The sequence below is a fragment of the Virgibacillus xinjiangensis genome, assembly GCF_042643145.1.
Taxonomy (GTDB): domain Bacteria; phylum Bacillota; class Bacilli; order Bacillales; family Amphibacillaceae; genus Virgibacillus_O; species Virgibacillus_O xinjiangensis.
Genome location: NZ_JBHRSA010000030.1, coordinates 1 through 25,078, shown reverse-complemented (window position 1 = coordinate 25,078; position 25,078 = coordinate 1). Strand labels below are relative to the sequence as shown.

The window sequence follows — 25,078 nt, the reverse complement described above, 5'->3', positions numbered from 1 at the left end:
TGAAGAAAATGAATTTCAGAAAAATGAACAAAAAAATAAGGCTGTCGAGAACTTTCTCGACAGCCTGAGAAGCTGTATATTTCATACAGCTTCTTTCATTTTTCCAAAAAACAGTGAATTGCTTTGCAGTCTTTATAAAATCATTTATCATAGTACATATATTGCTTTTATGGAAGAGATTCGCTAACATGAATGAAGTATGCATGAGAGGGAGCATATGATGGAAAAAACAGAATGGTACCTTGAGTATGAGATAAAATATAACCGTCCGGGCCTCCTGGGAGATATCTCCTCTCTACTTGGAATGCTGTCGATCAATATCGTCACCATCAATGGGGTAGAAAATTCCAAGCGAGGAATGTTGATTCTCTCCAAATATGACGAGCATATCACCCGGCTGAGATCTATATTGAATACCATCGATATTATATCGGTGACCAAACTTCGTAAACCGAAGCTCCGGGACAGACTGGCAGTGAGGCATGGAAAGTATATTCACAGGGATACAGATGACCGGAAAACCGTGCGATTTGTCCGAGAAGAACTTGGTATACTTGTTGACTTCATGTCTGAGCTGTTTAAACAAGAAGGACATAAATTGGTCGGTATCCGGGGGATGCCGAGAGTTGGCAAAACGGAATCGGTGGTAGCTGCAAGTGTATCGGCCAATAAGCGATGGCTATTTGTATCCAGTACGCTTCTCAAGCAGACGGTACGCAGTCAATTGATTGAAGGGGAATACAACACGGACAACATATATATCATCGACGGGGTAGTATCCAAAAGAAGAGCCAATGAAAAACATTGGCAGCTGATCAGGGAGATTATGCAGTTGCCTGCCATTAAGGTCGTGGAGCATCCGGACATATTCGTACAGGCCACCGAGTACAACTTGGATGACTTCGATTATATCATTGAGCTGCGGAGCCATGAGGACGAAGAGATTACATACGAACCTTTTGAACAACAGCAAGACAGTCATCAGGATGGCTTTTCTATGTTTGATTTTTAAAATGGATGGTGTTTATCTATGGAAATTGGAGCAAGGCTCAGAGAGGCCAGGGAATCACAGAATCTTTCCTTGGATCGTTTACAGGAAACGACAAAAATACAAAAAAGATATCTGACTGCCATAGAGGAAGGTAATCTCCATGTCCTTCCCGGAAAGTTCTATGCCCGTGCCTTTATCAAGGAATACGCTAATGCGGTAGGCCTTGATCCGAACGAACTATTGGATGAGCATAAAGAGGAAGTGCCGGATCCTGAGGAAGAAAACTCTGTCCAGTATACAAGGATGCAGCGCAGCCGAAAGGAAAGCTCCGATAGGGGGCCGGCCATTTTTTCAGTTTTGCCGAGCATTATAACGGTATTCCTGGTTGTCGGCATTTTCTTCGCGGCTTGGTATTTCATTCAGGAAGCCATGTCCGGAGAGAGTACAGAACCGGTAGAGGAGCCGAACGACAATGTGGTCATCAATGATCCGGAAAGCGAAAACAACAGTGAAGCGGATGATGAAGAAAGAGGCAGTAATTCTGCCGAAGACAGTGGTAATGATAGAGAATCCGGTGATGAAACTGCCAGCGAAGGCAGTGGAAACGAGGATTCTGAGCCAGAAGCAAAGCCTGCATTCAATGTTATTGAACAGGGAACAGGCTATCCTCCTTTATCCCAGGTTGAACTGACAAACGCAGGGGATGAAGTCATTCTTACATTGAATGCCTCTGGCAACGGGGCTTGGCTTGAAGTAAGAGGAGAAAATAATGATAATGTTCTCTACAGTGGAACGTTGACCGGGGAAAGCGATAAGGTGGAAATTGATGTGACCGACGAAAATCAATTGAATTTTAATGTAGGCTACACACCAAACCTGGAGATTGCATTGAATGATACAGTGTTGGAGTACCCGGTCGATCCGGAAACCAAGGATCATCAGAAAATCCAGGTAGAGATCCAGTAACAAAACAGTGCAGATGAATAATTAAACCCTTCCTTGATGGGAAGGGTTTTATATCGTCGGTTTCCGGTAATAGAACTTGGAATCTTATGGATCTAGCAAATAAGAAATTTCTATCTATATATAGGAGGACACCTAGTTATGAACATACCAAACAAAATCACTTTATCCCGTATTTTTTTGATTCCCATTTTCATTATTCTTCTAAGTATCCCGTTTGATTGGGGCGAGTGGACGATTGGTGAAGAAACCCTTCCTGTATCCCACTTCGCTGCCGCCTTACTGTTTATTATTGCTTCTACGACAGACTGGATTGATGGTTATTATGCAAGAAAATACAACCTTGTTACAAATCTTGGAAAATTTTTGGATCCTTTGGCAGATAAACTGCTTGTTTCTGCTGCCCTGATTCTATTGGTGGAAATGGGCATGGCCCCAGCATGGGTAGTTATCCTGATCATCAGCAGAGAATTTGCAGTTACAGGTCTACGTTTGGTTGCAGCTGGAGAAGGGTTAGTACTTGCAGCTAGCAGCATGGGGAAACTAAAAACGGTTACCCAGATTGTAGCGATCTCAGCATTACTGCTCCATAACTTTCCTTTTTCCTATATTGGACTGCCGTTTGATATCATCATGCTCTATGCTGCACTGTTCTTCACCGTCTATTCTGGTGTGGACTATTTTATAAAAAATTGGCATGTAATGAGGGATTCTAAATGACGAAACCGTTGAAAGCTGAAATCATTGCCGTTGGTACTGAATTGCTGCTTGGGCAGATTGCCAACACCAATGCCCAATGGCTCTCTAAGCAGTTTGCCGCAACAGGAATAAATGTCTATCAGCATGCAGTGGTAGGGGACAATCTGGATAGAGTAACAGCGGTTTTCGCGGGCGCACAGAAAAGGTCTGATATAATCCTGGTTACTGGAGGGTTGGGGCCGACAGAAGATGATCTGACAAGAGAAGCTTTCCAAAAAATCAGCGGCTTGCAAATGGTAGAACATGCTTCTTCGATGAAAAAAATAGAAACTTTCTTTAAAGAAAGACAAATGGATATGACACCAAACAATCGAAAACAGGCCCGTGTTTTTGCTGGGGCAAAGGTATTGGAAAATAAAGCGGGAATGGCTCCGGGCATGATCGTCGAGCATGCAGGCAGAACCTGGATTTTTCTCCCGGGGGTTCCCCGGGAAATGAAATGGTTGACGGAACATGCTGTGTTGCCTTATTTACAGCAAGTGAAAGGAATGAAGGGGGTCATCAAGTCAGCGGTCCTCAAGTTCATTGGAATTGGTGAATCCTTGCTGGAAGATAAAGTCAGCAGTTTGATTCAGGCTCAGAGCAATCCCACTATTGCCCCTTTGGCACAAGAGGAGGGAGTCGTCATCCGCCTTACTGCCAAAGCAGATACCATGGAGGAAGCAGATGAGCTTATAGAGGAAACAAAACAGCAGATACTAGCAAAAGTTGGAAAGCATTTTGTGGGAATGGATGAGGACTCCATAGAAGAGCAGGTGGTGTCGCTGCTGAAAGAAAAACATAAACAGATAGCTGCTGCTGAAAGCCTCACTGGCGGAATGTTCACAGAGAGGCTTGTCTCTGTAGAGGGGGCTTCCAAGGTGTGTGCCGGCGGGATTGTATCCTATACTGAGGAAGTCAAGAAAAATGTGCTTGGAGTTTCTGAAAAAACAATCCGGGAAAATGGGACTGTCAGCAGGGAATGTGCCATGGAAATGGCTGAAAGAGTCCGCCAGAAACTAGGAGCGGATATAGGAATCAGCTTTACTGGCGTTGCCGGGCCAGAAGAGGTGGAGGGCCATCCTGCGGGAACCGTTTTTATTGCCATCATGCCTAGGGACGGTATGGTTTCAGTTGAAAAGTTCACCCTCCATGGGACGAGGAACTCTATTAGAAAAAAAGCTGTTCTCAAAGGTTTGCAACTTATTTTTGAGGCATTGAATTGATTTTTTGCTGATTCCGGATGCTGTAAAGTAATTTCTTAGACTGTTTCATGTGTCTATTATTCTATTTCTTATCGGAAAGAGGCCCGGAAATAGGAGAACATTTATTCGTTTTTTCTTGGCAAATCTATTAAAACCATGTATGATAGGAATAGATGATTAAAGGAGGCAACCATATTGAGTGATAAAAAACAAGCTTTAGATATGGCTTTGAGACAAATAGAGAAGCAGTTCGGCAAAGGGTCCATCATGAAGATGAGTGAACAGGGAGAACAGAAGATAGCAACCATTCCAAGCGGGTCACTCGCGTTGGACGTAGCACTGGGAATCGGCGGCTATCCGAGAGGAAGAGTAGTAGAAATTTACGGACCGGAGTCTTCCGGTAAAACGACTGTAGCACTCCATGCGATTGCAGAAGCACAGCAAAAGGGCGGGCAAGCTGCTTTTATCGATGCTGAGCATGCTCTTGATCCAACTTATGCAAGGGCTCTAGGTGTAGATGTGGATGAACTCCTGCTTTCACAGCCGGACACCGGGGAACAAGCACTGGAAATTGCGGAAGCGCTCGTACGTAGCGGGGCTGTAGATATCATTGTTGTCGACTCTGTTGCAGCACTTGTTCCTAAAGCAGAGATTGAAGGAGAGATGGGGGATGCCCATGTCGGTCTTCAAGCGCGCCTCATGTCTCAGGCACTAAGAAAGCTTTCTGGTGCCATCAACAAATCGAAGGCGACAGCGATTTTTATCAATCAGATTCGTGAAAAAGTCGGCGTGATGTTCGGCAATCCAGAAACCACTCCGGGTGGACGGGCGCTGAAATTCTATTCTTCTGTCAGGTTGGAAGTGCGCCGTGCTGAAAGTTTGAAACAGGGTAACGATATGGTCGGAAACAAAGCAAGAATCAAAGTGGTTAAAAACAAAGTGGCTCCACCATTCAAACAAGCTGAAGTCGATATCATGTACGGTGAAGGCATTTCCAAAGAAGGTGAAGTGCTGGATATCGGTTCCGATCTTGATATCGTCCAAAAAAGCGGTGCATGGTATTCCTATAACGAGGAAAGGTTAGGCCAGGGCCGGGAAAATGCCAAGCAGTTCTTGAAAGAAAATGAAGATATCATGTCAGAAATACAAACAGCAATCCGAGCTCATCACAGTCTGGACGAGTCGGCCGAGGAGACGGAAGAGGCTGGTCAGGAAAGTTTTGACGTGTAATCTTGTTAATGGTCATATAATCGTTATAGCAAAACCTCTGCTAGAGTTAAGCAGAGGTTTTCTGTATTTACCAGAAATAATCCCTACATTAATAATTGTTACGTTTTCTTGACATTACTTCAGGAGACAATTAAAATTAGATTGTATAATTTTATAATTTTTATTATAAGATGTATTATTTTCTATGCCCTTGAACTTGGTATATGCCGACAATATGAAGGTACAATTTTATAGCAATAGGAGGTGAAATCGTGGACATTATAATCTTAGTCATCTCCATTTTGCTTGCTCTAATCGTCGGTATTGTTGTTGGTTATCTGGTTCGTAGATCTATTGCAGAAGCTAAAATTTCAAGTGCTGAAGATTTGGCAAAACAAATCGTTGATGAAGCACACAGAAATGCAGACGCCTCCAAAAAAGAGGCACTTCTTGAAGCGAAGGACGAGATTCACCAGTTGCGTCAAAAGACGGATGATGAACTCCGTGAACGCCGGCTGGAAGTACAAAAGCAGGAAACCCGCCTGACGCAGAAAGAAGAAAATCTGGACCGTAAAAGTGAAACATTAGACAAGCGCGAGCTCTTGTTGGAGAAAAAGGAAGAATCACTGACGGAAAAACAACAACAAATTGAAGAAATGGAAAGCAAAGTGGAAGCCATGAAACAAGAGCAGCAGTCTGAGCTTGAACGCATTTCAGGTTACACGACCGACCAGGCTAAACAGGTTATTCTGGAACGGATTGAACAGGAAGTGGCACATGATTCCGCACTGATGATTAAAGAAGCAGAAAATCGAGCCAAGGAAGAGGCTGATAAAAAAGCCAAGAATATTCTTTCACTTGCCTTACAACGCTGCGCAGCAGATCATGTGGCTGAAACTACTGTTTCTGTAGTGAATCTGCCTAATGATGAGATGAAAGGACGGATAATCGGCCGAGAAGGCCGTAATATACGGACCTTGGAAACATTGACAGGAATCGACTTGATTATCGATGATACACCGGAAGCAGTCATACTCTCGGGCTTCGATCCAATTCGCCGGGAGACAGCCCGCATGGCACTGGAAAAACTGGTGCAAGATGGAAGGATCCACCCAGCAAGAATCGAAGAGATGGTGGACAAAGCCAGACGGGATATGGATGATTACATTCGTGAATATGGTGAAGAAACTACTTTTGAAGTCGGTGTGCATGGGCTCCATCCAGACCTGATCAAAATACTGGGTCGTCTGAAATACCGTACAAGCTATGGGCAGAATGTCCTTAAGCATTCCACCGAGGTCGCTTACTTGGCAGGACTGCTAGCTGCTGAATTAGGAGAAGACGTTACACTAGCAAGAAGAGCTGGCTTACTTCATGATATTGGCAAAGCAATTGACCATGAAGTAGAAGGAAGCCACGTTGAAATCGGGAAGGAACTCGCAGTGAAATACAAAGAGCATGAGGTAGTCATCAATTCGATCGCTTCCCACCACGGAGATGAAGAACCTACGTCCGTTATCTCCGTATTGGTCGCGGCCGCAGACGCACTTTCCGCTGCACGGCCTGGTGCAAGAAGTGAGACATTGGAGAACTATATCAAAAGGCTCGAGAAGCTTGAAGAGATATCAGAATCCTTTACCGGTGTGGAAAAATCCTTCGCTATCCAAGCAGGAAGAGAGATTCGCATCATGGTGAAACCGGATGAAATTGATGATGTCAAATCAGTAAGTATCGCTCGGGACATCAGGAAACGAATTGAATCTGAGCTCGATTATCCTGGTCATATAAAGGTGACTGTCATTAGAGAAACACGGGCAGTGGAATATGCCAAATAGGATCAGCTGGTAATCGGCAGTAAACAGGAGCAGCCATATGGCTGCTCCTGTTTATCTATGAGTATCCATAATAACGAGGGGAAAACTACTAACATATAATCAGATAGGATGATAAGGACATGAAAATTTTGTTTATCGGGGACGTTGTCGGATCTCCAGGAAGAGAGATGGTAGAGGAATACCTGCCTAGGCTAAAAGAGAAGTATCGTCCAACCATGACGATCATCAATGGTGAGAATGCAGCATCAGGTAAGGGGATTACGGAAAAGATTTATAAGCAATTTCTGGAATGGGGAGCCCAGGTCATCACGATGGGGAACCACACGTGGGATAAAAAGGAAATATTCGAATTCATTGATCATGCTAAATATATGATCCGGCCGGCGAATTTCCCGGAGAATAACCCAGGAAAAGGGATTATTTATATCAATCTAAATGGAACCGAAGTAGCCGTAATCAACCTTCAAGGCAGGACCTTCCTCCCGGCAACAGATGATCCTTTCCAGAAAGCTGATGAATTAGTCAATGAAGCGAAAAAGCGGACAAACATCATATTTGTTGATTTCCATGCCGAAGCAACCAGTGAAAAGCAAGCCATGGGCTGGTATTTGGATGGAAGGGTCAGCGCAGTAGTCGGTACCCACACCCATACACAGACTGCCGATGAGCGGATTCTTCCGAATGGAACAGCATTTATTACGGATGTTGGGATGACCGGACCGTATGAAGGAATCCTGGGGGTAGAAAGAGAAGCGGTACTGAAACGTTTTACAACTTCCCTCCCCGTACGTTTTGAAGTTACAAAAAAGGGTAAAAAACAATTAAACGGTATTCTTGTGACGGTTGGCAAGGATGGCAGGAGTACAAAAGCAGAAAGAATCCTCATAAATGATGATCATCCATTCTTTAGTTGAATAGTTGAATTTTTCAAATTATTGATCCATAATAGGGAATATGCTGACAACTCCAAGAATATAGTAGCAATAGAACTATAATAGCAAACGAAGGAGGTACTAGTAGTGGAAGTATTAAAAGTCTCAGCAAAATCAAATCCCAACTCAGTAGCAGGTGCACTTGCAAATGTCTTAAGAGAACGCGGTTCTGCAGAGATACAGGCAATCGGTGCAGGCGCTTTGAATCAGTCCGTGAAAGCGATTGCCATTGCAAGAGGTTTTGTCGCACCGAGTGGTGTAGACTTGATATGCATCCCAGCATTCACTGATATTATGATCGATAATGAAGAACGGACAGCAATAAAGCTGATTATTGAACCGAGATAAATGCGATAAATGGCCGCCTTCCTAGTAATAGGAAGGTTTTTTGTTTGAGAAAAACATGGATATTGTTAAAATTGGCAGGAGGGTTTATACTTTAGTAATGTACCTCTATACATATAAACAGCTGATTGAATATAGAATCCCGCCAGACATATATGCATTCTTATTTACTATGAAGGAAGGAGACCAGATAGATGAACGAGCAACAGAGAAAAGAACAGGCTCATATCAAAGAACCGGAGAACATGGAAAGAATCAAGAATACATCCAGTGATGAAATGATCTCCAAGTACTTCCATTCCGAATATGAGCCCCAGTCCCCGAACATTAATAAAGCAAGAAAGCGTCGGAAAGAGGATGTTCAATTCCATTATGACTTCTCCATTCCGGAAGATATGCAGCAGATCGGGAAAGGAAGGAAATTCCTGATCCGTACATACGGCTGTCAGATGAATGAGCATGATACGGAAGTGATGGCAGGCATCTTAACAGAAATGGGGTATGAGGCTACTTCTGAGACGAAAGAAGCCGATATTATTCTCCTGAACACGTGCGCCATCAGGGAGAATGCGGAAAATAAAGTGTTTGGTGAAATCGGCCATTTGAAACCATTGAAACTGGAAAACCCGGACTTGATCATTGGTGTATGCGGCTGCATGTCACAAGAAGAATCGGTGGTCGATCGGATTCTGGAAAAACACCAGCATATTGATTTGATTTTTGGAACCCATAACATTCACCGTCTTCCACAGTTGGTAAAAGAAGCGATGTTCGGAAAAGAAATGATCGTTGAAGTCTGGTCGAAAGAAGGAGATGTAATCGAAAACCTTCCTAAGGCCAGAAAAGGAAAAATCAAAGCATGGGTGAACATCATGTACGGCTGTGACAAGTTCTGTACTTACTGTATTGTTCCGATGACAAGAGGGAAGGAACGCAGCAGGCGGCCGGAGGATATCATACAGGAAATACGCCATCTTGTAGCCCAAGGCTACAAAGAGGTAACGCTGCTGGGGCAGAACGTTAATGCCTACGGAAAAGACCTGGAGGATTTAGACTATGGACTCGGGGACTTAATGGATGATATCCATAAAATAGATATCCCTAGAGTAAGGTTTACTACCTCCCATCCTAGAGATTTCGATGATCGTCTGATTGAAGTGCTGGCAAAAGGAGGCAACCTCCTGGATCACATTCATCTGCCTGTACAGTCAGGAAGCACTGAAGTACTGAAAAAGATGAACCGTAAATATACGCGGGAAGAGTATCTGGAGCTGGTTCGGAAGATCAGAAAAGCTATGCCAAATGCCACTTTAACAACGGATATCATAGTCGGTTTTCCAAATGAAACAGAGGAGCAATTTGAAGAAACGTTGAGCCTCGTCAAGGAAGTGGGTTTCGAAGCTGCTTACACCTTCATATACTCTCCAAGAGAGGGAACACCGGCTGCCCGGAAAAAAGATGATGTACCTGAAGAAGTGAAGAAACAACGTCTGCATCGATTGAATGATCTGGTGAATAAGCAATCGGCAGAAGCTATGAAGGAGTATCAAGGCAAGGTGGTCAAGGTCTTGGTAGAGGGAGAGAGCAAAAAGGATCCCGATGTACTTGCCGGGTACACAGAGAGAAACAAGCTCGTTAATTTCAAAGGGCCTAAATCAGCAATTGGAAACATTGTAGAAGTGGAAATTACAGAAGCGAAAACATGGTCATTAAATGGTATAATGGCAGAAAAAACAGTTGAGGTGAACTAACATGGCGGAATATACACGCGAGCAAGTACTTGGTGAGGCTAGAAAACTTGCTGAAATGCTTGCAAATACAGAAGAAATTGACCGTTTCAAACAAGTGGAAGCAAAAATAAATGAGAATAAAAAAGTTCAGCAGTTGATCCAGAAAATCAAGACACTGCAAAAACAAGCGGTAAATTTCCAAGCATATGAAAAGAAAGAAGCATTGAAAAAAGTAGAGGCCGAAATCGACCGGCTGCAAGCAGAGATAGATGATATACCGGTTGTTCAGGAATTCAAGGAATCACAAATTGTAGTCAATGATGTGCTACAGCTAGTGTCCGGTACAATAGCAAGAGAAGTTACCAATAATGTCATCGAATCCACCGGTGGGGATATACTTGCTGGTGAAACAGGCTCCAAGTCGTCCAAAGATGCTGGATGTGCCCACTAAAAAACCAGGCTCCAATTTGCGGAGCCTGGTTTTTATATATAAGGCTGCTTTCAACGATTTTGTCCTGTTAAGAGCAACAGAAACAGTAATCTATGAAGAAGCTTCCTCCTTTTAAAAGTCAGCTATGCACTTTAGGTATTTGTCTTGCATAAAATGACTATGAAAAAAGAGGAGGTAAACGTAATTATGACTTTTCTTGATAACGATTATAGAGAGATCATAACAAAGGCCGTGATTGGGAAAGGAAAAAAGTTCACAAAAGACACTCACCTTGTTTCGTCTTCCCATAGACCATCCAGTATTTTAGGCTGCTGGGTGATCAACCATTTATATAATGCAAAGAAAAAATCTGAAGATACCGTAGAAATCAATGGAAGCTACGAGATCAACATCTGGTATTCGTATAATGACAATACAAAAACAGAGGTTGTCACAGAAAGGGTAACATATCGCGATTTGGTTCCATTGTCTGTAAAGGACGATCAATGTTTAAATGATGACTTTGATGTCTACGCCAGAGTGATTCAGCAGCCAAACTGCTTGGAGTGTAAAATTGAACAAAAAGGGCAAAAAATTGTTGTGGAAATTGAAAGGGAATTTGTAGTGCAAGTCATTGGAGAAACAAAGATTCGAGTGAAGGTCGACCCAAGGTGGGAGAAGTTCGACGATGATGATGATGAACTGTGGGATTTTGAGGTGAGCGACGACGAGTTGGATGATGTGAAAGCGGATTTCCTGGACCATCATAAGGATTAGGTAAAAATACGGGAGATATTAATCTCCTGTATTTTTTTATGCGTCAATACGGTACCTTGTTGGATGCCTGATGTTTCCAACAGTCGCCTCCACTTTTGCATGTATGATATAATGTTCTAATAGATTTGGGTTTTGGAGGATGAGTGATGGTGAAACATACACCGATGATGGAACAGTATTTAAAGATAAAAGCGCAGTATAAAGATGCCTTCCTTTTCTTCCGTCTGGGAGATTTCTATGAGATGTTTTTTGAGGATGCAGTGACGGCGGCCAGAGAATTGGAAATTACACTGACAAAGCGGGATTCGGGGCAGAAGGAACCCATCCCGATGTGTGGTGTGCCGTACCACTCAGCGGAAAACTATATAAGAACGCTGATAGAAAAAGGGTATAAAGTAGCCATTTGTGAACAGGTGGAGGATCCTAAGGCCGCAAAGGGAGTGGTCAAAAGGGAGGTCATTCAGCTGATTACGCCCGGGACGGTAATGGAGCGCAGCATGTTGGATGACGGGGAGAATAATTATATCGCAAGCCTCTCCCATTTTGAAGATGGGTCTTACGTAATTGCTTATAATGACCTGTCAACAGGTGAAAACCGTTTGGCATTGATCCAACAAGGATGGGAGGCCGTCATTCATGAGCTCTACAACCAACCGGTTAAGGAAGTGGTTATCAGTCCGGAACTTCCTGAAGAACGGCAGGACGTTCTCCGTGAAAAAGTGAATCCTACTCTTTCCTACCAGAAAGAAGCAGATTTAAAAGGAGAACATCGTCCTTTATGCAGGCATTTGAATGACAACCGATTGATTGAAGGGTTCAGTCGGTTGATCAATTATATACAAGATACACAAAAAAGGTCGCTCGATCATCTACAGGAAGCCGAAGTGATCGAGCTTCAGAATTCCCTATCCCTGGATATGTATTCCAAGCGAAATTTGGAGCTGACGGAAACAATCATGAAAAAGGGCAAGCAAGGCAGTTTGCTGTGGGTCTTGGATCAGACAGTTACAGCAATGGGCTCCAGAATGTTGAAGAAATGGGTGGAAAGGCCATTATTGGATAAGGCTTCAATCGAACGTCGACAGGAAGTGGTAGAAGGGTTTTATCGGAATTTCATGGAGAGGGATTCGTTGCGTGACATCCTTAAATCGGTCTACGATTTAGAGCGGCTTGCCGGACGGGTCGCTTTTGGTAATGTGAATGCAAAAGACCTTGTCCAAGTCAGGCGCTCTTTGCAAAAGATTCCTACATTAAAAGAATGCTTGCTACAGTTCGAACAAAAAGAAGTGCGAGAATTAGCTGAAAACCTGACATTTCCCGATAACTTGGTAGTTCTACTGGAGAACAGTCTCGTAGAAGACCCGCCTGTTTCCATTAAAGAAGGTTCCTTGATCAAAGATGGATATAACCCGCAGTTGGATACATACCGGGATGCTTCTAAAAACGGAAAGAAGTGGATTGCTGAACTGGAACAAAGAGAAAAGCAGGAAACAAATATCAGGTCACTGAAGATCGGCTATAACCGAGTGTTCGGCTATTATATCGAGGTGACGAAGGCCAATCTTCACTTGCTGCCGGAGGGACGTTATGAACGAAAACAGACCTTGGCAAATGCTGAACGTTACATAACCCCTGAATTGAAAGAAAAAGAGCAATTGATCCTGGAAGCGGAAGAGAAAAGCGTGGATTTGGAGTATCAATTGTTTGCCGAAATCAGAGAAGAGATGAAAAATCATATCCCTGTACTGCAAAGCTTAGCTGAAACTGTCAGTGCTATTGATGTTCTACAATCATTTGCGACAGTGAGTGAGGAAAACAATTATATACGGCCTGAATTCTCCGATCATAAATTGTCAATCAAACAGGGGCGTCACCCAGTGGTCGAGCAAGTGATGAAAGATGGGTCCTTTGTTCCGAATGACGTCTTCCTGAACAATGAACGGAATATCCTGCTGATAACAGGACCGAATATGTCAGGGAAGAGTACTTATATGCGGCAACTGGCATTGACAGCAATCATGGGGCAAATCGGCTGCTTTGTACCGTGCGAACAAGCAGAGCTCTTCATTTTTGATCAAATTTTCACCCGGATCGGTGCAGCGGATGATCTTGTTTCCGGACAAAGTACCTTTATGGTTGAAATGCTTGAGGCGAATCATGCAATTGCCAATGCAACGGATAAAAGTCTTATCCTATTGGATGAAATTGGAAGAGGGACGAGCACCTATGATGGAATGGCTTTGGCTCAAGCCATTGTCGAATACATCCATGATCATATCGGTGCCAAAACACTATTTTCCACTCATTATCATGAATTGACATCCCTGGCAGAATCTCTAGACAAGTTGAAGAATATTCATGTGCGAGCAGAGGAATTTGAAGGGAATGTTGTCTTTCTGCATCAAATTCAGGACGGAGCCGCAGACGAAAGCTATGGCATCCATGTTGCCAAGCTTGCTGATCTGCCAGAAAATCTGATCAAGAGGGCCAGTGATATACTGGAACAACTCGAGACAAACTGGGACGGAAAGGAGACTGCTCGACCTGAAGCCGAACCTGAAACAGAATCAGGACAGCTTTCTTTCTTTGCACACGCAGAACCTTCGAACCCACCTGTAAAGGCTAAACAGGGACAATCGGAACAGAAGATCGTGGAGGAACTTAAAAATCTCGAGCTTTTTGACATGACACCGATGGATGCTATGAATCAGTTATACCAATTGCATAAAAAAGCCAAAAACCAACAGGATTAGATAGAAAGGATTGTTTGCATGAAGATTGTACAGATGCCCGATTCGCTTGCGAATAAAATAGCGGCAGGCGAGGTGGTGGAGCGTCCCGCCTCCGTTGTAAAAGAATTGGTGGAGAACAGTATTGATGCAAACAGCAAATGGATCAAGATTGAATTGACAGAAGCAGGTCTTCAGCAAATCAGAATTACTGATGACGGAGATGGAATGGCCGAGGAAGATTGTGAACGAGCATTCTTACGGCATGCCACAAGCAAAATCAGGGATGAGAATGATTTATTCCATGTCAATACTCTGGGATTTCGAGGAGAAGCTTTGGCGAGCATCGCTTCTGTCAGCAGATTATCTGTTAAAACTTCCCGAGGCCATGCAGCTGGTACGCTGCTGGAGCTGGAAGCAGGAAGGATCACCAATAAAACAAAAGGTGATGCAAGAAAAGGGACGGAAATTACGGTGGATGATTTATTTTTCAATACACCTGCACGGCTTAAATACATGAAAAGCCTTCACACCGAACTAGGACATATTACAGATCTGCTCAACCGCCTGGCACTCTCCCATCCAGACATACGATTTGAGGCTATCCATAATGGAAAAGGGCTGTTCCAGACGGCCGGGACTGGAGATATGCTGCAGGTTGCTTCGAAAGTATACGGCATGGGTGTAGCTAGAAAAATGCTTCCTGTTAAAAATGAAAGTCTTGATTTCACCATAGAAGGATATATCGCCAAACCGGAAGTCACCCGGGCGAATCGCTCCTATATATCTACGATCATCAATGGTAGATATATAAAAAGCATCCCGCTGACCCAAGCAATCATTCGGGCTTATCATACTTTACTGCCTATTGGCAGGTATCCGATTGTGGTGCTGGCCATTCAAATGGATCCGATCTTAGTGGATGTCAATGTACACCCTACAAAGCTGGAAGTCAGATTCAGTAAAGAAAAGGAACTGTTCGCTTTGATTGAGGATACCATCCGCCGGAAATTCAGAGAAGCAACGTTGATTCCGGAGGTACAGCAAAAGCCGGTGAAAAAAGAGAGGACAGAACAGCAGCACCTGGACTTCAATACTCCACAGGCCCCCGAAAATACATCACCGCTTCCAACGGCCCCCATTGTTAAAGAACCAAGGGGGGAATGGACGTGGGAGGAAAGCAGCCTACCATCAGCCGCAGAGCAGGGGGCTTCTTTGGCTGACCAGACGGCAAGGCCGAAGCCAGCTGTTCCTCCTGTGGATGAGGAAGAGAAACGTGTGGCCCCCCCTGAGTCCCCATCTGAGACAAGGCGCATACCAGCCATGTATCCCATTGGACAGTTGCAGGGGACCTATATTCTTGCACAGAATGAAAATGGTTTGTATATGATCGATCAGCATGCAGCACAAGAACGAATCAAATATGAATTTTTCAAACGGAGACTGGGAAGGACCATAAGGGAAAGCCAGGAGTTGTTATTACCTCTGACGTTTGAATTCTCCCGCCAGGAGTCTATCTTCATAGAGCAGTATAAAGACAAACTAGAAGATGTCGGGTTGTTCTTTGAACCGTTCGGACACCAGACTTACGTGATCCGCTCCCATCCTAACTGGTTTCCAGCTGGTTACGAAGAGGAAGTCATCAGGGAAATGGTTGAACAGGTCATTCAGATGGAAAAAATTGATATTGAAACCCTAAGGGAAGAAGCAGCTATCTTAATGTCTTGTAAACGGTCCATTAAAGCAAACCATTATTTGAATCAGGACGAGATGTCCCGACTGCTTGAAGATTTGCGTGAGTCTACGGATCCATTTACATGTCCGCATGGTCGCCCAATCATTGTCCACTTCTCTACTTATGAACTGGAAAAGATGTTCAAGAGAGTTATGTAGAGGTATAAATAGGATATCGCGTGTCCATGATAGTAGAAAAAACGAGGTGTCCTATGGAAAATCAGCGATTGATCAATTTTCTCAACCAGCTTCTTTCCAATTATTTCATTCTTTACGTGAAGCTCCATCGTTACCATTGGTTCGTACAGGGCAGACATTTCTTCCAACTTCATCAGACCTTCGAAGAGATGTATGAAATGATAGCAGATGATTTGGATGAAACAGCAGAAAGAATTTTAGCAATTGAAGGGAAGCCGCTTGCTACTATGTCCAAATATTTGAAAGAAGGAACACTGCCAGAAGCGACCGCTGACGACAAAGAGAACGAAATGGTGACCCGTCTCTTGGAAGACTTCAGTCAACTAATACGGGAGATTCGGGAAGAGGGTCTGCCATTGGCAGAAGAGAACGATGACCAGCCAACCGCCGACTTGCTCATTACCTATCAAGGAAAACTGGAAAAGTACTGTTGGATGCTCCGTGCTTATGAAGCATATGAATAAAAGTTAAAAGTTATAAATTAGGGGAAGAGGAATGAAACAAACAGTTATTGCTATTGTAGGGCCTACTGCAGTAGGTAAGACGAAATTAGGTGTCGAAGTCGCGAAACGTTTCAATGGGGAAGTGATCAGCGGTGATTCGATGCAGGTATACAAAGGAATGGATATCGGGACGGCGAAAGCTACGAAAAGCGAAATGCAAGGAATTCCACACCATATGATCGATATAAAAAATCCGGACGAGCCATTTTCTGTTGCTGATTTTCAGTACCATGTCCGCAGGTGTATTACTGAAATCTCCACTCGTGGGAAACTGCCGATTTTAGTAGGGGGCAGTGGTTTATATATCCAGTCAATTCTGTATGATTACCAATTCACGGAACAGAAACGAAATGATGCCCTGACCCTGCATTATGAACGTATTATTGCTGAACAGGGAATTGACCCTCTTTATTCCAAGTTGGAGAAAGTGGACCCTGTGCAAGCAGCAAAAATCCATCCAAATAATCATCGCAGGGTCATGAGGGCTCTGGAAATCTTTGAGACTACAGGGCAGACCATGACTGACTATCTGAAACAACAAGAGTCACCGAGTCTGTATCACCATCAACTCATCGGGCTTGAAATGGAAAGGGAACTCCTATACCAGCGGATTAATGAACGAGTGGACCAAATGGTGGCAAAAGGGCTGGTCTCAGAAGTTGAACAGTTATACCAGTATGGCTACCAAAACAGCCAGTCCATGAATGCTATCGGCTATAAAGAGATCATTCCTTATATAGAAGGGGATCAGAGTCTCGAGCAGTGTGTCGCCATTTTAAAGCGGAACTCCAGAAGATATGCAAAGCGTCAATTCACCTGGTTTAAGAATAAAATGGATGTTGAATGGTACAGGCTGGAACCCAGTACAGTCAATGAAAGATTTAGATTAATTTTAGATGATCTAGCAGGAGTTTTAAACGACATATAGAAAGTATATAATACAGACAGAAAAGAGGAGGAAGTTTCATGGCACAATCGGTGAACATTCAGGACCAATACTTAAACCAGTTAAGAAAGAATCATATTTCTACCACGGTATTCCTTACAAACGGTTTTCAATTGAGGGGGATTATAAAAGCATTCGACAATTTTACCATTCTAATCGAAACGGAAGGGAAGCAGCAGCTGATTTTTAAGCATGCTATCTCCACTTTCGCCCCTGCCAAGAATGTCACATTGGATAAAGAATAAATAGAAGAACAGCGGACGCCATGGCGTCCGCTTTTTATATGGATGTCAACCCAATAGTCAGGAATATGGGCATTTGTCACATCCTATTTTACGCGTGCGTATACTGACATGGATAGGAGTGATGGCATGGAAACTCAAATGATCCAAAACATCAATGGAAAAATTAATATAGTCTTTCAGGATCAAAGGGAGCCAGAGGAAGTGGATGGTCAACTGTATAAATTGAAAAACAATCCCTTTTCCCATATAGATGAAGAGTTTTCCTCCTTCATCGCATTAAACGAACTTAAACAGACAATTAAAGAAATTTATGCATCCATTGTCATTAATGAAAAAAGAAAACAACAGGGATTACGAGCTTCCCCCCAGGTGCTTCATATGCTCTTTAAAGGAAATCCGGGAACAGGTAAGACAACAGTAGCCAGAAAACTTGCCAATGTTTATCATGATATGGGTCTTCTTTCCAAAGGGCATTTTATTGAGGCGGAACGGGCAGACCTAGTGGGTGAATATATCGGGCAAACTGCACAAAAAACAAGGTCCATTCTCCAAAAGGCAAAGGGTGGAGTTCTTTTTATTGATGAAGCATACTCATTGGCACGTGGTGGAGAAAAGGACTTTGGCAAAGAGGCGATTGATACATTGGTGAAGCATATGGAAGATGATCATAATGACCTGGTCCTTATATTGGCTGGTTACCCGAATGAAATGGACCGATTCCTCTCATTAAACCCTGGCTTGCAATCAAGATTTCCATTTATCCTCAATTTTGATGATTATAATGTTTCACAACTAATGGAAATAGCAAGACAGATGGCATCTGAACGGGAATATAAGTTGACAAAAGAAGCAGAATGGGCCTTACGCTCTCGCCTGCAGAAGGAAACACAGCAAAACAGAAGAAATTTTTCCAATGCCCGCTATATCCGCAATGTCATAGAGAATGCCGTTCGACAGCATGCGGTAAGATTGCTGCAGCAGGCCAAGGTTTCACCAGATGATTTGGTCTACCTTACCAGGAAAGACATCGAGACAGAGAGAAGAGGAAGGAATGATTAGTCCTTTTGTTATTCGGAATTTACTTTGGTATGATATGGTAGAGTCTTTGCGGGTATACTGTTTCTAACAGTAACGCATACAGAAAGAGGGAATGATATGCCAAAAGAGAAAATACTAATCATGGCAGTCAATAGAGACAACCAGCAAAGTGATCGCTTTCGTTCTTCTCTGGAAGAATTGATTTCTTTAAGCAATACTGCTGGGGGGGAAGTGCAGGCGGTCGTCACTCAGAACCGCAAGCAGATTCACCCCGCAACTTATATGGGAGAAGGCAAGATTGAGGAGATTACGGAAACAATTGATGAACTGGATATTGACCTTGTCATCTCCAATGATGAGTTATCGCCTGGGCAGCTGCGCAATTTATCCGATAGATTTGGGATTCGTTTAATAGACAGAAGTCAGTTGATTTTAGATATCTTTGCCCAACGGGCGCATACAAAAGAGGGAAAGATGCAGGTGGAACTTGCTCAGCTTGAGTATATGCTTCCGCGGCTCCATGGCCAGGGTGCAGCGATGTCCAGGCTCGGTGCCGGAATCGGTACCCGTGGGCCAGGGGAGACGAAGTTGGAGACGGACCAGCGCCACATTCGAAGGAGGATCTTTGATATCAAGCGAAGACTGAAGCTGGTTGTTCAGCAGCGTGAGCAGTACCGTAAACGCAGAAAGGCTAATGATGCCCACCAGATTGCCATTGTAGGGTACACCAACGCTGGTAAATCAACGCTGTTCAACAAGCTTACAAACAGTGGCTCTCTCGCAGAAGACCAATTATTTGCGACCTTGGATCCTTTGACCAGGCAAATACAACTGCCATCCGGCTTCCAAACCTTGTTGACAGATACGGTGGGTTTCCTTCAAGACCTGCCAACTTCGCTTATCGCAGCTTTCCGCTCCACCCTGGAAGAAGTGACGGAGGCGGACTTCATCCTTCATTTGGTGGACGGAGCCCATCCAGATCAGGCTAGTCAACAGGACACTGTCATAAACTTATTGGAAGAATTGAACGCCCATACGCTCCCAATATTGACAGTCTATAATAAGAAAGATCTGTTCGAAGAGGATCTGATCCCGATGCAGCATCCTTCGATTGCAATAAGTGCCTTTGACGATGACGATATCACTACTCTTTTGAAAAAAATAGAGATAGTGCTCATGGAACATTGGGAGAAGTATTCTGCAATGCTGCCACCCGAAGAAGGCAAGGTATTGAGCAAGTTGGAGCGAGAAAGTATTGTAGAAAAGAAGCAATTTGTCGAAGAAAAAGAGCAATACCATATCGAGGGATTCATACGAAGTGAGCATCCGCTAAATAGCGTAATAAAGGAGTACTAATAATATATGATAGATGAATGGAAAATACAGGCAGAACATGATTGTGCTGCCAAACATATAGAGATTGACAAAATTGCTGAAATGAATCAAAAGAGGGTCCTTGATTCATTTCGAAAGCACCGCATCAGTGATAGCCATTTCAACGCGACTACAGGTTATGGATATGACGACCTTGGACGTGAAGGATTGGAGGCTGTGTATGCAGACGTTTTCGGTGGGGAGGATGCCCTGGTACGTCCCCAGTTGGTTTCCGGAACCCATGCCATCTCCACTGTACTATCAGGACTTCTCCGCCCAGGGGATGAACTCATTTATATGACAGGCAAGCCCTATGATACATTGGAAGAAGTGATCGGCAAAAGAGGGACCGCTTCAGGCTCCTTAAGGGATTTCCAGATAAAGTATCAGGAAATCCCTCTTATGGAAGACGGACGTGTGGATTTTCAACAAACAGGGAGAGCAATTGGCCAAGAGACGAAGGTGGTGGGTATTCAGCGTTCTAAAGGATATGATGATCGACCCTCGTTTACCATAGAGCAAATCGAAGAAATGATTAGGTTTATCAAGGAGATAGATAAAAATATCATTGTTTTTGTTGATAACTGCTACGGGGAATTTGTTGAAGATAAGGAGCCTCTGCATGTCGGAGCCGATATCATTGCCGGTTCCCTTATCAAGAACCCTGGTGGTGGCCTTGCTCGTACGGGTGGTTATATCGCCGGGGAAGGGGTGCTTGTCGAGAAATGTGCGAACCGCCTGACTGCACCAGGACTCGGGAAGGAAACTGGGGCAACCCTTGGAACCTTGCAAGAAATGTACCAAGGGTTTTTTATGGCGCCACATGTTGTGGCAGAGGCCCTTAAAGGTGCTGTATTCACCGCAAGATTTTTAGAATTGGCCGGATTTCAAACAACTCCCGAGTACGATGCCGAACGCTCTGATCTTATTCAGACTGTAAGCTTTCATACACGAGAGCAAATGATTGCCTTCTGTCAGGAGATACAGAAAAACTCGCCCGTGAATTCCTATGTAACCCCATATCCCAGTGAAATGCCAGGCTATGAAGATGAAGTAATTATGGCAGCAGGGACCTTTATTCAAGGGTCGAGTATCGAATTGTCTGCAGATGGGCCTGTCAGAGAACCTTATACTGTCTTTATACAGGGTGGGCTCATCTATGCCCATGTAAAGATTGCATTAACCGAAGCTGTAGAATCATTGAACAAGAAGAATATTCTGCTGTCGGAGAGGGAATAAGCAAGTAAGTGAAGAGTTAGATAATTTTTATGTAAGGTATCTTAACATTTGATTGACACCATAACTAACATAACTTATAATAATAATTACTAGATCGAGGGGGATACATAAATGAATGATCAGGACCGTCGTTCTATGCCCTTATTTGGAATTGGAATAGTGATGAAGCTCACCGAACTGACTGCTAGACAGATCAGGTACTACGAGGAGCACGGTCTAGTTCACCCGGAAAGAACGAAAGGCAATCAGCGCCTTTTTTCCTTTAACGATGTGGACAAGCTACTGGAAATTAAAAATTTGTTGGATAAAGGCTTGAATATTGCTGGTATTAAATTGCTGCTTTCCGAAGAGGAAGAAAAGAAAGAGTCCACTGAAGCAAAAGATTCAGACATCAGTGATAAGGAAATGAGAAAGATCCTGAAAAGAGAATTGAACGAAGCGGGAAGGTTCGGCAAAGCAAGCATGAGGCAGGGTGAATTATCCAGGTTCTTTATAAAACGGTAAAAAGTATAGGGAGATTTCAAAGTGAAAGATTGAATTTCCTGATGATTACTTAATCATATACTAGGAGGAAAATGAATGGGGAAGAAGTTAACGAAAGATGAAATTGTTCAACAGATTAAGGAAGAAAATGTGAGATTTATCAGACTGCAATTCACCGACATGCTGGGAACCATAAAAAATGTCGAAATTCCATTAAGCCAGTTGGATAAGGCTCTTGATAACAAGATGATGTTTGATGGTTCTTCTATCGAAGGGTTCGTTCGTATTGAAGAATCTGATATGTATCTTTATCCAGACCTGGACACCTTTGTGGTGTTCCCTTGGACTTCCGAGAAAGGCAAGGTTGCCCGGTTTATTTGTGATATTTATAACGCGGATGGCACACCATTTGAAGGCTGCCCACGATATAATCTGAAGCGCAACTTGAAGAAAATGGAAGAGCTTGGTTTTGATTCCTTCAATATCGGAACAGAGCCTGAATTCTTTCTGTTCAAACTGGATGAGGCAGGTCAACCATCCCTTGAGTTGAATGACCATGGCGGTTATTTTGACTTGGCACCTACAGACCTGGGAGAAAACTGCCGCAGGGATATCGTTCTCGAATTGGAGGAAATGGGTTTTGAAATTGAGGCTTCCCACCACGAAGTAGCACCTGGCCAGCATGAGATCGACTTTAAATATTCCGATGCTGTCAAACATGCAGATGATATCCAAACATTCAAACTTGTCGTAAAGACGATCGCAAGGAAACATAATCTCCATGCTACATTCATGCCAAAGCCATTGTTTGGTGTAAATGGTTCCGGTATGCACGTTAATATGTCCTTGTTCAAGAATGGAGAGAATGTATTCTTGGATGAGAACGGTGACTTGGAACTGAGTGATGTAGCATATCAGTTCACTGCAGGTATCTTGAAACATGCGACTAACTTTACTGCAGTAACTAATCCGACGGTAAACTCCTATAAACGTTTGGTTCCGGGGTATGAGGCACCTTCCTATGTTGCATGGTCTGCTTCTAACAGAAGTCCTTTAATCCGTGTTCCGAAATCCCGCGGTCTCAGCACACGTATTGAAGTACGCAGTGTGGACCCTTCTGCTAACCCTTATATGGCCATGGCTGTATTACTGGCATCCGGACTTGATGGAGTGGAAAATAAACTTACTCCTCCACAGTCTGTAGACCGTAACATCTATGTAATGACCAAAGAGGAGCGCGAAGAAAATGGAGTTAAGGATCTCCCTGCAACGTTGATGGGTGCATTAGAAGAAATGCAGCAAGATAAGGTAATCGTCAATGCGCTGGGTGAACACTTGTACGAACATTTTGTTGAAGCCAAAGAAATCGAATGGGATATGTTTAGGACTACTGTACATCCTTGGGAAAGAGAGCAGTATCTGACTACTTACTAATCCTGATATGAAGGGATTCTTGTTGGGGGTGTTAGCTCTATTTTGAGGTCAGCGATTGGGTTCACCCCCAATTCACCCCCAAAAAGAGTAAAAAAATTATTTTAAAATATCGTCCATATAAGCTTCATATTGGGCGGTATTTTTTTGTTCCATTTTTCTGGATACGTGGGAATAAACATCTGCAGTAATTTGATAGCTACCATGTCCTAAGCGTTCTTGTACATATTTCATATCCGCCCCGGATTCCAATAGCAATACAGCATGAGTATGTCGTAAGGAGTGGATAGGTAATGACTGGATACCTGACTGTTTTAGTATTCGAGAAAAGGCATTATGGAGGCTTGATCTTGGCATAAAGTTTCCATCATTTCGGCACAACACGAGATTTAGTTCATGATGATAAGGTCTTTGATCTGTTTTTTGTTTTGGTTTTGCCAATTCAAATGGAATCGCAGCTCTTCGACAACGCTATTTCTTATAGGACCTACCAACTCATTTCTTTGCTTTCTCTAACTCAACTCCTCTTCGTACCTTCATAAAGACCAGTAAATCAACAATACTAAGATTTTGAACTAGAATCATAAATTGATTGGTAGTTTTGACATATTGTTGGCAATATCATCCAGTGCTACTATATCCATAAGGACTTGTTCCCTGGTAAAACAAAGCATCTAACCATTTTTGTTGTGTTGTAGCTCTACTGGTAAAGGAGGAATATATATGAGTTTATACCCTGATCAAAAGATTTTTCCAACCAAAGATCTTCAGCATATGAACCTCATTCTCTCTCAGCTTAGAGAAACACAAGAAAATATACAGAAAGACAAAAAAGAATATTACGATGAGGAAACAGATAAGCAAAAGATCGAGCAGTATTATAAAAATATCGTATTTGAAAACACTGATGGCAACGAACTGGTTCAGTCATTAGAACACCTTCTTCGGGACACCCACACGAACAAGCTGAGTTACGACCCGAGCGAGTATGTTTACCCTTGGGTTGATCTACGTCCTGATGGTAATCTTACAAGCATTTATTCAGATAGAAGAAGGGAAGCGGAAGAAGTGATCAAAGAGGACTATGCCATTTCCAAAAGACGAAAAGAAGAGATTGAAAAGGTAACTGACGGTAATCAAAATCAGCTAGCTATTCAATGGGACCAGATTGAGAAAAATTTCAAATATAATTGTGAACATTCCGTTCCACAGTCCTGGTTCAATAAGCAAGAACCAATGCGAGGGGATCTCCATCATCTGTTTACATGTGAACCTGTTTGTAATTCTATAAGGAGCAATTATCCATACCATGATTTTAAGGATTATGAACCAGAAGAATTGATGTCGAAACGAATAGAAGAGAAGTGTGGAAAGGCAGATGAAGGATTATTTGAGCCTGAAAGTGGCAAAGGAACAGTGGCGAGAGCCATGTTGTATTTTTTAATCAGATATCCTGACGAGATAGAATCGTCTTATAAGGAAGGTATCGACACAGATTTATTATTGGATTGGCATCAGAATTTCCCACCTGACCTTTATGAAAAACACCGTAACCAGGCCATTTATGAAATTCAAGGAAATCGGAACCCGTTCATCGACTTTCCAAAGGAAATGGTAAAATGCTTTTAACATATAATGGTATTTAGTAAATTATCTCAAGGTAACAACGTGATAACTGGAAGTTTAAATATATATCAAATAAAACCCTTGATTTGAAGTTGAAATTGTGTGAATATGAGTAGTAGAAAATTATATAAGTGGTAACACTAGGGGTGCTAAAAAAGCTGAGAGAGACATTTGTCTTAACCCTTGAACCTGCACTAGGTAATACTAGCGAAGGGAAGTGGTACATAGATCGACTGTTATACCTTATTTATAAGGTGTTTTTTTCAAAACGTGACTTCAAAACCATTTCTTTTATTAGAAATGGTTTATTTTTTGTGTGCCCGGCATGTGCGCACGCTTTAGGGTTCGAGTCCCGAGCGGTGAAGGTCATTGTAACC

At 43.0% G+C, this 25,078-nt stretch carries 24 protein-coding genes and 1 riboswitch; of the genes, 23 read left to right on the top strand and 1 reads right to left on the bottom strand.

The features are described 5' to 3' along the window. The 22 genes from ACFOGI_RS07090 to glnA form a co-directional block, all read left to right on the top strand. Nucleotides 1–187, top strand: a 187-nt coding sequence (locus tag ACFOGI_RS07090) for a hypothetical protein (protein ID WP_390270581.1), incomplete at its 5' end; no start/stop codon positions are given. Between the two features lie 33 nt (nt 188–220). After that, on the top strand, nt 221–1,012 hold the full coding sequence (locus ACFOGI_RS07085; RefSeq protein WP_390270587.1) for a DUF3388 domain-containing protein: 792 nt from the start codon (nt 221–223) through the stop codon (nt 1,010–1,012). A gap of 18 nt (nt 1,013–1,030) precedes the next feature. Continuing rightward, nucleotides 1,031–1,957 (top strand): helix-turn-helix domain-containing protein, encoded by a 927-nt coding sequence (locus ACFOGI_RS07080; protein WP_390270579.1) that lies wholly within the window; start codon nt 1,031–1,033, stop codon nt 1,955–1,957. Between the two features lie 138 nt (nt 1,958–2,095). After that, nucleotides 2,096–2,674 (top strand): CDP-diacylglycerol--glycerol-3-phosphate 3-phosphatidyltransferase, encoded by a 579-nt coding sequence (gene pgsA / locus ACFOGI_RS07075; protein WP_390270577.1) that lies wholly within the window; start codon nt 2,096–2,098, stop codon nt 2,672–2,674. After that, on the top strand, nt 2,671–3,918 hold the full coding sequence (locus tag ACFOGI_RS07070) for a competence/damage-inducible protein A (protein ID WP_390270574.1): 1,248 nt from the start codon (nt 2,671–2,673) through the stop codon (nt 3,916–3,918). Before pgsA ends, ACFOGI_RS07070 begins: the two co-directional genes overlap by 4 nt. Before the next feature lie 174 nt (nt 3,919–4,092). Further along, entirely contained in the window at nt 4,093–5,127 is a 1,035-nt protein-coding gene (gene recA, locus ACFOGI_RS07065; protein WP_390270571.1) for a recombinase RecA, read from the top strand. A 251-nt stretch (nt 5,128–5,378) separates the two neighbouring features. Further along, nucleotides 5,379–6,941 (top strand): ribonuclease Y, encoded by a 1,563-nt coding sequence (gene rny, locus ACFOGI_RS07060; RefSeq protein ID WP_390270568.1) that lies wholly within the window; start codon nt 5,379–5,381, stop codon nt 6,939–6,941. A gap of 119 nt (nt 6,942–7,060) precedes the next feature. Next, entirely contained in the window at nt 7,061–7,855 is a 795-nt protein-coding gene (locus ACFOGI_RS07055) for a TIGR00282 family metallophosphoesterase (protein ID WP_390270566.1), read from the top strand. Nucleotides 7,856–7,960: 105 nt separating this feature from the next. Continuing rightward, nucleotides 7,961–8,221 carry a stage V sporulation protein S gene (locus tag ACFOGI_RS07050; protein WP_390270563.1) on the top strand — a complete coding sequence of 87 codons (261 nt, stop codon included), beginning with the start codon at nt 7,961–7,963 and terminating at the stop codon, nt 8,219–8,221. A gap of 191 nt (nt 8,222–8,412) precedes the next feature. Next, nucleotides 8,413–9,969: a tRNA (N6-isopentenyl adenosine(37)-C2)-methylthiotransferase MiaB gene (gene miaB, locus ACFOGI_RS07045; protein WP_390270560.1), complete on the top strand. Its 1,557-nt coding sequence runs from the start codon at nt 8,413–8,415 to the stop codon at nt 9,967–9,969. Nucleotide 9,970: 1 nt separating this feature from the next. Next, nucleotides 9,971–10,399 (top strand): RicAFT regulatory complex protein RicA family protein, encoded by a 429-nt coding sequence (locus tag ACFOGI_RS07040; RefSeq protein ID WP_390270557.1) that lies wholly within the window; start codon nt 9,971–9,973, stop codon nt 10,397–10,399. Nucleotides 10,400–10,585: 186 nt separating this feature from the next. Beyond that, entirely contained in the window at nt 10,586–11,155 is a 570-nt protein-coding gene (cotE, locus tag ACFOGI_RS07035; protein WP_390270554.1) for an outer spore coat protein CotE, read from the top strand. Between the two features lie 146 nt (nt 11,156–11,301). After that, nucleotides 11,302–13,908: a DNA mismatch repair protein MutS gene (gene mutS / locus ACFOGI_RS07030; protein WP_390270551.1), complete on the top strand. Its 2,607-nt coding sequence runs from the start codon at nt 11,302–11,304 to the stop codon at nt 13,906–13,908. A gap of 18 nt (nt 13,909–13,926) precedes the next feature. Continuing rightward, complete coding sequence (mutL, locus tag ACFOGI_RS07025; RefSeq protein ID WP_390270548.1) at nt 13,927–15,777, top strand: DNA mismatch repair endonuclease MutL; 1,851 nt, start codon at nt 13,927–13,929, stop codon at nt 15,775–15,777. Nucleotides 15,778–15,830: 53 nt separating this feature from the next. After that, entirely contained in the window at nt 15,831–16,280 is a 450-nt protein-coding gene (locus tag ACFOGI_RS07020; RefSeq protein WP_390270545.1) for a Dps family protein, read from the top strand. Nucleotides 16,281–16,311: 31 nt separating this feature from the next. Then, entirely contained in the window at nt 16,312–17,247 is a 936-nt protein-coding gene (miaA, locus tag ACFOGI_RS07015) for a tRNA (adenosine(37)-N6)-dimethylallyltransferase MiaA (protein ID WP_390270542.1), read from the top strand. Between the two features lie 38 nt (nt 17,248–17,285). Beyond that, nucleotides 17,286–17,510 (top strand): RNA chaperone Hfq, encoded by a 225-nt coding sequence (gene hfq / locus ACFOGI_RS07010; protein ID WP_390270539.1) that lies wholly within the window; start codon nt 17,286–17,288, stop codon nt 17,508–17,510. A 126-nt stretch (nt 17,511–17,636) separates the two neighbouring features. After that, nucleotides 17,637–18,569, top strand: a complete 933-nt coding sequence (spoVK, locus tag ACFOGI_RS07005; protein ID WP_390270536.1) for a stage V sporulation protein K — start codon at nt 17,637–17,639, stop codon at nt 18,567–18,569. A 96-nt stretch (nt 18,570–18,665) separates the two neighbouring features. Then, the gene (gene hflX / locus ACFOGI_RS07000) at nt 18,666–19,904 is read left to right on the top strand and encodes a GTPase HflX (protein ID WP_390270533.1); all 1,239 of its coding nucleotides are present in this window, start codon (nt 18,666–18,668) and stop codon (nt 19,902–19,904) included. Between the two features lie 6 nt (nt 19,905–19,910). Further along, nucleotides 19,911–21,161, top strand: coding sequence for a methionine gamma-lyase family protein (locus tag ACFOGI_RS06995; RefSeq protein WP_390270530.1), 1,251 nt, complete (start codon nt 19,911–19,913; stop codon nt 21,159–21,161). Between the two features lie 111 nt (nt 21,162–21,272). After that, entirely contained in the window at nt 21,273–21,665 is a 393-nt protein-coding gene (locus ACFOGI_RS06990) for a MerR family transcriptional regulator (RefSeq protein WP_390270527.1), read from the top strand. Between the two features lie 75 nt (nt 21,666–21,740). Next, nucleotides 21,741–23,078 (top strand): type I glutamate--ammonia ligase, encoded by a 1,338-nt coding sequence (glnA, locus tag ACFOGI_RS06985; RefSeq protein ID WP_390270525.1) that lies wholly within the window; start codon nt 21,741–21,743, stop codon nt 23,076–23,078. Nucleotides 23,079–23,174: 96 nt separating this feature from the next. Here glnA and ACFOGI_RS06980 read toward each other — a convergent pair whose 3' ends face one another. Continuing rightward, nucleotides 23,175–23,432 carry a tyrosine-type recombinase/integrase gene (locus ACFOGI_RS06980; protein ID WP_390270584.1) on the bottom strand — a complete coding sequence of 86 codons (258 nt, stop codon included), beginning with the start codon at nt 23,430–23,432 and terminating at the stop codon, nt 23,175–23,177. Nucleotides 23,433–23,798: 366 nt separating this feature from the next. On the opposite strand from ACFOGI_RS06980, the gene ACFOGI_RS06975 reads away from it, so the two are divergent. Further along, complete coding sequence (locus ACFOGI_RS06975) at nt 23,799–24,704, top strand: endonuclease I family protein (protein ID WP_390270522.1); 906 nt, start codon at nt 23,799–23,801, stop codon at nt 24,702–24,704. A gap of 129 nt (nt 24,705–24,833) precedes the next feature. Beyond that, nucleotides 24,834–24,934, top strand: a riboswitch (TPP riboswitch). Nucleotides 24,935–25,078 lie beyond the last annotated feature (144 nt).